Here is an 11,048-nt window from a genome sequence, read left to right as displayed (position 1 = left end):
ACGATTGTGCATTTCTGTTCAAAAGATAATATTCTCTTTCTGCCCTTTTTTATGAATTCCAAAATGAACCCCTCCCGTGACAGTATGTTCCTACAACTATAACATCTTCTGTGTCCATTTTAAGGGGGGCGACTATCATCAGGTGCTGACCGAACGACGTGAATCTCTTACGTTGGCGGAATTGATGGAAGAGTTCCGTAAACTTACAGGTATTACCGAGAACGAATTAAAAGCGAAACTCCTTCAATTCTATACAGACCTGAACATCGATGGCAGATTTCTAGCGATCCAGGACAACCGTTGGGGCTTACGCGAATGGTATCCAGTTGATCAGATCGAAGAAGAAACTGCACCTGTCGTGAAAGTGCGCAAGAAGAAAAAGAAGAAAAAAGATTATGACGAAGATGACATCGAAGACGAAGATGATGACGAAGAAGAAATTTTCGATGAAGAATACGTTGAACTTGGCGAAGAAGATGACGCTGACGACGAAGAAGAGGAAGAAGAAGAGGAAGTAGTCGAAATCGATGAAGATTTAATCGATCCTGATGATGACCTGGAAGTTATTCCTGAAGTAGAACTCGATATCGATGAAGACGATGAAGAGGAAGAGGATGAAGAAGAGTACGAGGAAGAGTAATAATTGGCTTGACTTTTAGTGCCCAAAAATATAAGATTTGGATGGGCTCCTGAAAAGGACACATTAATTCGTGTATACGCGCTCCTTATTGTAGTTACGCTACAAACGGGGCGCTTTTTTGATTTTATATCGACCCTAATAATTTGGAAAAAGAATAAATGGAGGCACTACACATGACAAAATATATTTTCATTACAGGCGGCGTCGTCTCTTCTTTAGGTAAAGGTATCAACGCGGCATCACTCGGACGTTTACTTAAGAACCGCGGTTTGAAAGTTACGAACCAAAAATTTGATCCATATATTAATATCGACCCACGCATGATGAGTCCGTATCAGCACGGGGAAGTTTTCGTAACGGAAGACGGAGCGGAAACGGATCTGGACATCGGTCACTACGAGCGTTTTATTGACATAGAATGTAACCGTTACTCCAACGTAACAATGGGAAAAGTGTATGATCTTGTGTTACGCAAAGAACGCGCTGGTGAATACAATGGGGCAACAGTTCAGGTAATCCCGCATATTACTAACGAAATTAAAGAATTGATCAAACGTGCAGGTCAAACATTGAACGCGGATGTCGTAATTACAGAAATTGGTGGAAGTGTAGGAGATATCGAATCATTGCCATATCTCGAAGCCATTCGTCAGTTGAAAACGGATCTGGCGAAAGATGACGTAATGTACATCCACAACACACTCATTCCATATTTGCATGCAGCTGGTGAAATGAAAACGAAGCCGACACAGCACAGTGTAAAGGAATTGCGTAGTCTAGGAATTCAGCCGAACATGATCGTTGTGCGAAGCGAGTATCCTGTACCACAAGAAATGAAGGACAAGATTGCCTTATTCTGTAACATCAAGCCAGAAGAAGTGATTGAAGCACTTGATGCAGAAACTCTATATGAAGTACCTCTTCGTTTGCATGAACAAAACATGGATCAGCTAGTCGTCGATTACTTAGGTCTTGAAACACCCCAGCCTGAACTTTCTGAAGTGAATGACCTAGTGAAGTTGGTTAAGTCACTAAAAGAAAAAGTAACAATCGGTTTAGTTGGGAAGTATGTAGAATTACAAGATGCATACATTTCAGCGGTTGAAGCTATGCGTCACGCTGGATACGCGTTCGATGCAGATATCGATATTAAGTGGATCAACTCGGCAGATGTGACTTCTGAAAATGTAGCAGAACTTCTTTGTGACGTGGACGGTATTCTGGTACCGGGTGGCTTCGGAGATCGTGCAATTGACGGTAAAATTGAAGCGATCACGTATGCACGTGAACAGAAGATTCCATTCTTTGGTATCAGTTTAGGTTTGCAGTTAGCAGCTACTGAAATTGCACGTAACGTCATCGGTCTGAAAACGGCTCATTCACTAGAGTTTGACACAGAGACTGAGCATCAGATTACGACTTTCCATCCGGATTGCCGTACAGCACGCGAAGCAGATAGTACATTGCGTCTAGGTGCTTATCCATGTAAGGTAGCTGAAAACACGAAGGCTTTCGCTGCATATGGCGAGGAGTTAGTGTACGAGCGTCATCGCCACCGTTATGAAATGAACTTGGCATATCGTGCGCAGTTGGAAGAGGTAGGGTTCATCGTTTCTGGAATTAGCCCGGACGGTCGCTTGATCGAAATTATGGAGATGCAAGATCATCCATACTTCGTTGCTTGCCAGTTCCACCCGGAATTCGCTTCCCGCCCAAATCGTCCATCTCCACTGATCCGCGACTTTATCCGCGCGGCGCTTGAGCATAAAAACTAAAAAACAATGCCCACAGAAGACTTTTCTTCTGTGGGCATTTTTGACTTAATATATGACTGGAGATAAGAAAGTGGAGTGAGTGCATGGGATTTCCGCTCCAGATGGGGGACGCGTTCTGGAGGGCGCGGCCCAAGCCTCCTCGTTCGCTACGCTCCCTGCGGGGTCTTGAACTCGCGCTGATCCTCCCAGAGTCGCCCCCATCTTCCGCTACAATCCTACTTTTGTAGTGGATGGATGTAGACGACTTACTGGAAGTAGTATGCAAATATTCTTTAGCCCTAAACTTAGTTCAGTTCAAGTTCAAATAAAAGTCCAACAGAAAAAGTAATTACAATCGGAACTTCAATGGACCTTGATAAGTATCACCCACTCACATTGCAAGGGATTGGAGCGAGAGCCGTAACGAAGGACGGCTTTTGCGAGTAAAAGCGCAGCGTTAGGAGCACATCTTTGCACTAGCAGGCGGCGACTCTGGGAGGATCAGTGGGACAGGTGAAACACCCAACGGGAGCGAAGCGGAGGGGTGTGGTTCACCGCCCACCCTCCAGAACGCGTCCGCCTAGAGCGCAAATCCCTACCCGACACTACTTCCAGCCTATCCAGAGTTATAGCTCCTCTACTTCATCCGCCAACATATCATCGATCGACAGCTTTACTGCTTCATATACAAACAACGCAGCGAGCGCGTGGGGTTGTACGATTCTTTCGCCCGTAGGACCAGGAATCAATCCTTTTTTCAAACCTGTCGAAATATACGTGTAGGCAAGAGAAGCGAGTTCATTGTCGTCATCTTCTTTATCTGCAGCCAACACAGCGAACGGAACGAATTGATCTGCTAGCTTCTGTGCCAACTCAAGCGCGACGGGGTGATCTGCCTTTCGCACAAGCAACCATACGCGATCCGCTGTCGTCAGCTCCAGCTCTTTTGTGTAACGAATAGCCCCATCTAACGGTTCGACACCGTCTAGTGCAGTCGCAGTAACAGCTTCTAATTCATCAAAAGCTGCCAAGATGATTCGTCCTTCGCCTACTAACGCTTGCGCCAATAAACGTGCAGTTTCTTCCATCGACTCTTCTTGTCCTTCTGCAATTCTCTCCAGAAGACCTCTAATTTGTGTCGTCAATATTTTCATATAAATCCCTCCAAAAGCTCAGTATAGGTGACAAAAGAGAGAAGTGCAAAAATAGTATACGAAAAATAGAGGAGTTATTTGAATTTTCTTGAATAATATGACATAGGCGAATAAAATAGAAATATAGGCGTATGGATATTTTTCTATAAATGCAATACTTTTACATACGGATCATAAGAGTCGCACAAAACTGTCGACGTATAATCAAACGTGTAAAATTAGGGGATAGGAGTTGTATGGATGAAGCATTTATTAATTGTAGATGACCAACCAGGGATTCGATTATTACTGGAGGAAATCTTCAAACCAACAGGAATAATGACAGCGCTTGCATCAAATGGAAAAGAAGCGTTAGAAATAGTTCAGAAACATAATCCAGACTGTATTTTACTTGATATGAAGATGCCAGGTATGAATGGCGTCGAAGTATTACGGGAAATCCGAACCCTCTCGCCTGACGCAATTGTCATGATGATGACGGCGTACAGTGAAATAGAATTACTTGAAGACGCCGATAAACTTGGTATTGATCAGCACTTTACCAAGCCGTTTGATATATTCGAAGTGCGTGATAGTATCTTAAAAAGGTTGGGGGTACTAGACGTCTGATAGTAGTAATCAGCGCATGAATTTGATATGCTAGTGGATAGAAATTAATATAATGAAAACTCATAAAAATTCGTGGAAAACTCAAGGAGGAATTTTACATGCCACTGGTCTCGATGAAGGAAATGATGATTCAAGGTAAAGAGAAAGGCTATGCAATCGGTCAATTTAACCTGAATAACCTGGAATATACGCAAGCGATCTTACAAGCTGCTGAAGAAGAGAAATCGCCTGTTATTTTAGGTGTTTCAGAAGGCGCTGCTCGTTATATGGGCGGATTCAAAACAGTCGTTATGATGGTCAAAGGATTAATGGAAGACTACGGTACAACTGTGCCGGTAGCAATTCATTTGGATCACGGTTCTAGCTTTGAGAAGTGTAAAGAAGCGATCGAAGCAGGATTTACGTCTGTTATGATTGATGCATCTTCTAAGCCACTTGAAGAAAACATTGAAATCACGAAGAAAGTGGTAGATTTCGCAAAGCAACATAATGTATCGGTAGAAGCTGAACTTGGCGTAGTAGGCGGTCAGGAAGATGACGTGATTGCAGACGGCGTTATTTATGCAGATCCAGCTGAATGTAGAGAGCTTGTAGCTCAGACGGGTATCGACTGTCTAGCACCTGCACTTGGTTCTGTACATGGACCGTATAAAGGCGAACCGAATCTTGGATTTGAAGAAATGGAAGAAATCTCTAAACAAGGAGATATTCCACTCGTGTTGCACGGCGGTACTGGAATTCCAACGAAGGATATTCAACGTGCTATTTCACTTGGCACATCCAAAATCAACGTCAACACAGAAAATCAAATTCAAGGCACAAAAGCTGTACGCGACATCTTAAACGAAGATTCCGAAGTCTATGATCCACGTAAGTACCTTGGACCAATGCGCGAAGCGATTAAAGCAACAGTAATCGGCAAAATGCGCGAGTTCGGCAGTTCAAAGCAAGCGTAATTACAGAGTTTCGATAGAACAAAGGAGGAGCGCACTATGTCTCCTTCTTTTGCTTTTTAGCTAAATGAATAAACCACAACTAGGAGGACAACACACGTGAAATTTTTTATTGATACAGCCAATTTTGAGGAAATTAAAGAAGCGCATAGCTGGGGGATCATCTCTGGTGTCACAACCAACCCATCGCTTGTTGCGAAAGAAAATATTTCATTCCATGAGCGCTTGAAAGAAATTACGGCACTCGTACCCGGTTCTGTCAGTGCGGAAGTAATCGCTCTGGATGCAGAAGGTATGATTGAAGAAGGGCGTAAACTTGCAGCACTTGCGGAAAACATCACGGTAAAATTACCGATGACACCTGAAGGGTTGAAAGCTTGTTCTGTATTTGCGGCAGAAGGTATCAAAACGAACATCACGCTCATTTTCAGTGCCAATCAAGCCTTGCTTGCAGCTCGCGCAGGCGCGACATACGTTTCACCATTTATCGGACGTTTAGATGACATTGGCCAAAATGGTGTCGAATTAATTGAAACTATCTCGGATATCTTTACAATTCACGACGTAGATACACAAATCATCGCAGCTTCTATCAGACATCCACAGCATATTACAGCTGCCGCACTTGCAGGAGCGCATATTGCAACGACTCCATTCAACGTACTGCAAAGTCTGTTTGCACACCCATTGACAACTAAAGGAATCGACCAGTTTTTGAAGGACTGGGAAACCAGAGCGAATAAGTGATAGAACAAAAGGAGCTTGAAATGGACGTTTATAAAATCAAAGGGGGAAAACGACTGCAAGGAACGATCAGAGTGAGCGGAGCGAAGAACAGCGCAGTGGCACTTATTCCCGCTGCTATTCTAGCTGACTCACCTGTTACAATTGCAGGTCTTCCCGAAATTTCAGATGTCTATACATTGCAGGCGCTCGTCGAAGAAATCGGCGGCAAAGTGGAAATGAAAGATGGCACGATGATCATCGATCCAACTGAAATCATTTCTATGCCATTGCCTAACGGTAACGTAAAAAAACTTCGTGCATCCTACTATATGATGGGAGCGATGCTTGGCAAGTTTAAGCACGCAGTCATCGGGTTACCTGGAGGTTGTCACTTGGGTCCACGCCCGATAGATCAACATATAAAGGGCTTTGAAGCACTTGGCGCAAAAGTCGAAAATGAACATGGCGCTATTTATTTGCGTGCAGATGAACTTCATGGCGCGAAAATTTATTTAGACGTCGTCAGCGTGGGGGCTACGATTAATATCATGCTGGCCGCAGTTAAAGCAAAAGGCAAAACGATTATTGAAAACGCAGCGAAAGAACCTGAAATTATTGATGTCGCGACTTTGCTTTCCAATATGGGCGCAAATATTAAAGGTGCAGGAACGAACGTTATTCGTATCGAAGGCGTAGAAACATTGCATGGTACGAAACACACAATCATTCCAGACCGCATTGAAACAGGCACACATATGATCATGGCGGCTGCAATTGGTGATGGTGTCACAATCGATAACGTCATTCCGTTGCACGTTGAAGCTGTAACAGCAAAACTTCGTGAAATGGGTGTGAAAGTAGAAGTCGGTGAAGAACAGATCTACATTCCGAAAACCGAAAAACTTCACGCTGTCGATGTGAAAACTCTCGTGTATCCAGGATTCCCAACAGACTTGCAGCAACCATTTGGTGTTTTGTCGACACAGGCAGAAGGTTCATCCATCCTGACAGACACAATCTATCCAGCGCGCTTTAAGCAAATCGATGAGCTTCGTCGAATGAATGCGGACGGTAGAGTAGAGGGTCGATCAGCCATCATAACAGGACCAACGGAATTGCAAGCTGCAACGGTTGAAGCTACAGATTTACGAGCGGGAGCTGCGCTATTGATCGCGGGATTATTAGCAAGCGGAGAAACAGAGATTCATGCAATTGAACATATTGAACGTGGCTATGGCGATATTATTGAGAAGCTGCAACATCTCGGCGCCGATATCAATAAAGTGAACGTGCTCACTCCATCTTCAATTTCTGAGTGACGCTAATTGCCAAAACGTGTATAATGGACTCAAACGACACATCCATTACTAAGAAAGTAGCCGATGGATGCGGACGTAGGCAAATGAAAGGTAATACGCAATACGCGCCTTACCGCAAACAGGAGGAACAAAACATTATGGAACGTAGTTTATCAATGGAACTAGTACGTGTAACAGAGGCAGCAGCCGTTGCGGCAGCTCGCTGGATGGGACGCGGTTTGAAGAACGAAGCAGATGACGCAGCGACAGAAGCAATGCGTACAGTATTCGATACAATTCCTATGGAAGGTGTAGTCGTTATCGGTGAAGGTGAAATGGACGAAGCACCTATGCTATATATCGGTGAAGAGCTTGGAACAGGCCACGGACCTGCTGTAGATATCGCTGTTGATCCAGTTGAAGGTACAAATATTGTAGCAGCAGGTGGATGGAACGCGCTAGCTGTTCTGGCAGTTGCAGATAAAGGCAACTTACTAAATGCACCGGATATGTACATGGACAAAATTGCAGTAGGACCTGAAGCGGTAGGTAAAATTGATATCGATGCAAGCGTTACAGATAACTTGAAGGCTGTAGCAAAAGCGAAAAATAAATCAGTATCTGACCTAGTGGCATCTGTTTTGAATCGTGAACGTCACGCAGCAATCATTGAAGAGATTCGTGAAGCGGGTGCGCGTATTAAATTGATCGAAGATGGCGACGTTGCAGCCGCTATTAACACAGCTTTCGATGATACAGGCGTGGATATTTTATTCGGTAGAGGCGGTGCTCCTGAAGGGGTAATCGCAGCGGTTGGATTGAAATGTCTAGGCGGAGAAATCCAAGGACGTCTCGTTCCTTCTAATGATGAAGAGAGAGAACGTTGCATGAAAATGGGCATCGACGTGGACAAAGTTCTGATGATGGACGATTTGGTAAAAGGCGACGACTGCATTTTCGCAGCAACTGGCGTAACAGATGGCGAATTGATGGATGGCGTGCAGTTTAAAGGTGCATACTGCCGAACTCAGTCGATCGTTATGCGCTCGAAATCAGGAACTATTCGTTTCGTAGAAGGTCGCCACAGCATGAAGAAAAAACCTCTTCTCGTAATGCAAAACTAACTCCCTCAATACCCGGTGTCACAACCGGGTTCCTATTTCCTAAAACTATCTAGATCCATAATGTCCGGCTACTGAAGGAAAGGAAGTACATTTCGTACTCTCCTTTCTATTTACTGTGCCAAATATTCTATACAATAAATGAAGAGTGGTGTACGCATAGATGACAATGATTACCCTCGCGGACCTCGAGAATATGACGCTCAAAGAGCTTTACTCTCTGGCAAAGCAGTTTAAGATTACCAACTATAGCAAACTGACAAAGAAAGAATTGGTCTTCGCTATATTAAAATCTCGCGCTGAACAAGAAGGTTTCTTCTTCATGGAAGGCGTCCTCGAAATTATTCAAACGGAAGGATACGGATTCCTACGTCCTATTAATTACTCATCCAGTTCGGAAGATATCTACATCTCCGCATCTCAAATCCGTCGTTTTGATCTACGTAACGGTGACAAAGTAACAGGTAAAGTCCGTCCACCAAAAGAAAACGAACGTTTCTATGGTTTACTACAAGTGGAAGCAGTCAACGGGCAAAATCCAGAAGTCGCACGCGAACGCGTTCATTTCCCGGCATTAACACCTTTGTATCCAGACCGTCAAATTAATTTGGAAACATCAAAGAACAATGTTTCCACACGTATCATGGACCTTGTCTCTCCAGTCGGATTTGGTCAGCGTGGCTTAATCGTCGCCCCCCCAAAAGCCGGAAAAACGATGTTGTTGAAAGAAATCGCCAACTCAATCACAACAAACCATCCCGATGCGGAACTCATTGTACTACTGATCGACGAACGACCAGAAGAAGTAACGGACATCGAACGGTCAGTTAAAGCAGACGTAGTCAGTTCCACATTCGATGAAGTGCCACAAAACCATGTTAAAGTAGCGGAACTCGTTCTCGAACGCGCAATGCGTCTTGTCGAAAGTAAACGTGACGTCATTATCTTAATGGACTCTATCACACGGCTGGCACGTGCATTCAACCTAGTCATCCCACCGAGCGGCCGAACACTGTCCGGAGGAATCGACCCAGCGGCCTTCCATCGACCAAAAAGATTCTTTGGTGCTGCACGTAACATCGAAGAAGGTGGAAGCTTAACCATCCTTGCCACAGCCCTAGTCGAAACCGGCTCGCGCATGGACGAAGTCATCTACGAGGAATTTAAAGGAACTGGCAACATGGAGCTACACCTAGACCGCAACCTGGCCGAACGCAGAATTTTCCCGGCACTCGACATCCGTCGCTCGGGCACACGAAAAGAAGAACTACTCATTCCGAAAGACAACTTGGAAAAACTGTGGGCCATCAGAAAGACATTTTCAGATTCCCACGACTTTACCGAACGCTTCATGAAAAAATTGAGCCAGTCTGAAACCAATGAAGAATTTTTCAATAAGCTTAACGAAGAAATGAAAGCGAAAAAAGGCAAAGGACTTATCTGATTTACTAAGATTTAGGATTTGGATTTTCTTGTTTTGTTCTTAATTAAATGTAAATGAGTGATATGCGTACTTACTAAGTAAAGATTGCAGCGAAAGCTGGGAGACGACTCGAGAAGGATCAGCCCAAGCGTTGAGACAACCAAAAGGGAGCCTCGCGACCTGGTTGGCTCAACGAGTGGCCCTCCGGAAAGCGTCCCCCGGCTGTAGCGGAAATCCAACTCATAACCAAGTCCGTCAATCCCATTAAATATCCAAATCAAACAGTTGCACAACGTATCGGATTTTGCTATACTAATCAAGTACAGTATTTCTGTACACCGCATATACGGCTGACAAACACGGGTCGTGTACGGCATCGATCGTTTTATTGACAACTGGTTAATAAAACATCCATAATTTCACACTCTGTTCCAGATGGTTCAGGGCGAAAGGAGAGATATCGATGAAAGCAGGAATTCATCCCAATTACAAACTTTCAACAGTAACTTGCTCATGTGGCAATACGTTTGAAACAGGTTCTGTAAAAGAAGATATTCGAGTGGAAGTTTGCTCAGAATGTCACCCATTCTATACTGGCCGTCAGAAGTTTGCTACTGCAGATGGACGAGTTGACCGTTTCAACAAAAAATACGGCATCAAGTCAGAAGGACAAGAGTAATAAAAGCCAGATACCCGTCAGGTGCAATCATGCCAGACGGGTATTTTTATTAATTTATTGTGTAAGTTGCTCTATGTGCGTGTGTATCCGCTCATATTCGCCCGTTATGCGCTCAATGCGCGAGTGTATCCGCTCAAAGTCTTGCGTTATGCGCTCAATCTACGTGTGTACCCGCTCAAAGTCGTGCGTTATGCGCTCAATGCGCGTGTGTATCCGCTCAAAGCCGCGCGTTATGCGCTCAACCTGCGTGCGGTACCCGCTCATAGTTGCGCGTTTTGCACTCAATGCGCGAGTGTATCCGCTCAAAGTCTTGCGTTATGCGCTCAATCTACGTGTGTACCCGCTCAAAGTCGTGCGTTATGCGCTCAATCCGTGTGCGTGTCCGCTCATAGTTGCGCATGCGCTCAACCTGCGTGTGTACCCGCTCATAGTCGCGCGTAATGCGCTCAATCTGCGTGCGTATCCGCTCATAGTTGCGCATGCGCTCAATCTGCGTGTGTATCCGCTCAAAGTCGTGCGTCATGCGCTCTATCCGCGTGCGTATCCGCTCAAAGACATGACTTACCCCCTGTCAAGTAGACACTCGATAAAACGCACATGAAGAAGTACTCTACAATCCGTATGTAATCTCTTATCTATCATGCAACCTGATTGTTTCTGTACGCAATAGGCGTTCCAGATAGTTTCCTTT

At 44.6% G+C, this 11,048-nt stretch carries 10 protein-coding genes; 9 read left to right on the top strand and 1 reads right to left on the bottom strand.

The features are described 5' to 3' along the window. Nucleotides 1–142 precede the first annotated feature (142 nt). Together rpoE and CSV60_RS15470 are read left to right on the top strand one after the other, a co-directional pair. A complete protein-coding gene (gene rpoE / locus CSV60_RS15475) occupies nt 143–640 on the top strand; it encodes a DNA-directed RNA polymerase subunit delta (RefSeq protein WP_233189652.1) in 498 nt (165 codons plus the stop codon). A gap of 173 nt (nt 641–813) precedes the next feature. Next, complete coding sequence (locus CSV60_RS15470; RefSeq protein ID WP_099637594.1) at nt 814–2,415, top strand: CTP synthase; 1,602 nt, start codon at nt 814–816, stop codon at nt 2,413–2,415. Nucleotides 2,416–3,020: 605 nt separating this feature from the next. Here the strand turns inward: CSV60_RS15470 and CSV60_RS15465 are convergent. Continuing rightward, complete coding sequence (locus CSV60_RS15465; RefSeq protein WP_099631236.1) at nt 3,021–3,548, bottom strand: DUF2529 family protein; 528 nt, start codon at nt 3,546–3,548, stop codon at nt 3,021–3,023. Nucleotides 3,549–3,788: 240 nt separating this feature from the next. Here CSV60_RS15465 and CSV60_RS15460 point away from each other — a divergent pair, with 240 nt between their 5' ends. From CSV60_RS15460 to rpmE, 7 genes are all read left to right on the top strand, one after another. Then, the gene (locus tag CSV60_RS15460; RefSeq protein WP_099631237.1) at nt 3,789–4,157 is read left to right on the top strand and encodes a response regulator; all 369 of its coding nucleotides are present in this window, start codon (nt 3,789–3,791) and stop codon (nt 4,155–4,157) included. Nucleotides 4,158–4,255: 98 nt separating this feature from the next. Beyond that, a complete protein-coding gene (locus CSV60_RS15455) occupies nt 4,256–5,113 on the top strand; it encodes a class II fructose-bisphosphate aldolase (RefSeq protein ID WP_099637593.1) in 858 nt (285 codons plus the stop codon). Between the two features lie 96 nt (nt 5,114–5,209). After that, the gene (gene fsa, locus CSV60_RS15450) at nt 5,210–5,857 is read left to right on the top strand and encodes a fructose-6-phosphate aldolase (RefSeq protein ID WP_099637592.1); all 648 of its coding nucleotides are present in this window, start codon (nt 5,210–5,212) and stop codon (nt 5,855–5,857) included. 20 nt (nt 5,858–5,877) lie between these two features. Then, on the top strand, nt 5,878–7,155 hold the full coding sequence (locus CSV60_RS15445; protein WP_099637591.1) for a UDP-N-acetylglucosamine 1-carboxyvinyltransferase: 1,278 nt from the start codon (nt 5,878–5,880) through the stop codon (nt 7,153–7,155). Between the two features lie 137 nt (nt 7,156–7,292). Then, on the top strand, nt 7,293–8,258 hold the full coding sequence (gene glpX, locus CSV60_RS15440) for a class II fructose-bisphosphatase (protein ID WP_099631241.1): 966 nt from the start codon (nt 7,293–7,295) through the stop codon (nt 8,256–8,258). Between the two features lie 160 nt (nt 8,259–8,418). Beyond that, nucleotides 8,419–9,699: a transcription termination factor Rho gene (gene rho, locus CSV60_RS15435; protein WP_099631242.1), complete on the top strand. Its 1,281-nt coding sequence runs from the start codon at nt 8,419–8,421 to the stop codon at nt 9,697–9,699. Nucleotides 9,700–10,141: 442 nt separating this feature from the next. Further along, a complete protein-coding gene (gene rpmE, locus CSV60_RS15430; protein WP_099631243.1) occupies nt 10,142–10,357 on the top strand; it encodes a 50S ribosomal protein L31 in 216 nt (71 codons plus the stop codon). Nucleotides 10,358–11,048: the final 691 nt, after the last annotated feature.

This window comes from Sporosarcina sp. P7 (assembly GCF_002743425.1).
In the GTDB taxonomy this organism is placed as follows: domain Bacteria; phylum Bacillota; class Bacilli; order Bacillales_A; family Planococcaceae; genus Sporosarcina.
Note: the sequence above shows the minus strand (reverse complement) of the source record. Positions and strands in the feature narration are given on the sequence as shown.

Bases quoted from the DNA above. Each gene is read 5' to 3' on its own strand.
- CSV60_RS15445 (WP_099637591.1), top strand. From the start codon at position 5,878: ATGGACGTTTATAAAATCAAAGGGGGAAAACGACTGCAAGGAACGATC.
- CSV60_RS15460 (WP_099631237.1), top strand. From the start codon at position 3,789: ATGAAGCATTTATTAATTGTAGATGACCAACCAGGGATTCGATTATTA.
- rho (WP_099631242.1), top strand. From the start codon at position 8,419: ATGACAATGATTACCCTCGCGGACCTCGAGAATATGACGCTCAAAGAG.
- CSV60_RS15455 (WP_099637593.1), top strand. From the start codon at position 4,256: ATGCCACTGGTCTCGATGAAGGAAATGATGATTCAAGGTAAAGAGAAA.
- rpmE (WP_099631243.1), top strand. From the start codon at position 10,142: ATGAAAGCAGGAATTCATCCCAATTACAAACTTTCAACAGTAACTTGC.
- CSV60_RS15465 (WP_099631236.1), bottom strand. From the start codon at position 3,548: ATGAAAATATTGACGACACAAATTAGAGGTCTTCTGGAGAGAATTGCA.
- CSV60_RS15470 (WP_099637594.1), top strand. From the start codon at position 814: ATGACAAAATATATTTTCATTACAGGCGGCGTCGTCTCTTCTTTAGGT.
- glpX (WP_099631241.1), top strand. From the start codon at position 7,293: ATGGAACGTAGTTTATCAATGGAACTAGTACGTGTAACAGAGGCAGCA.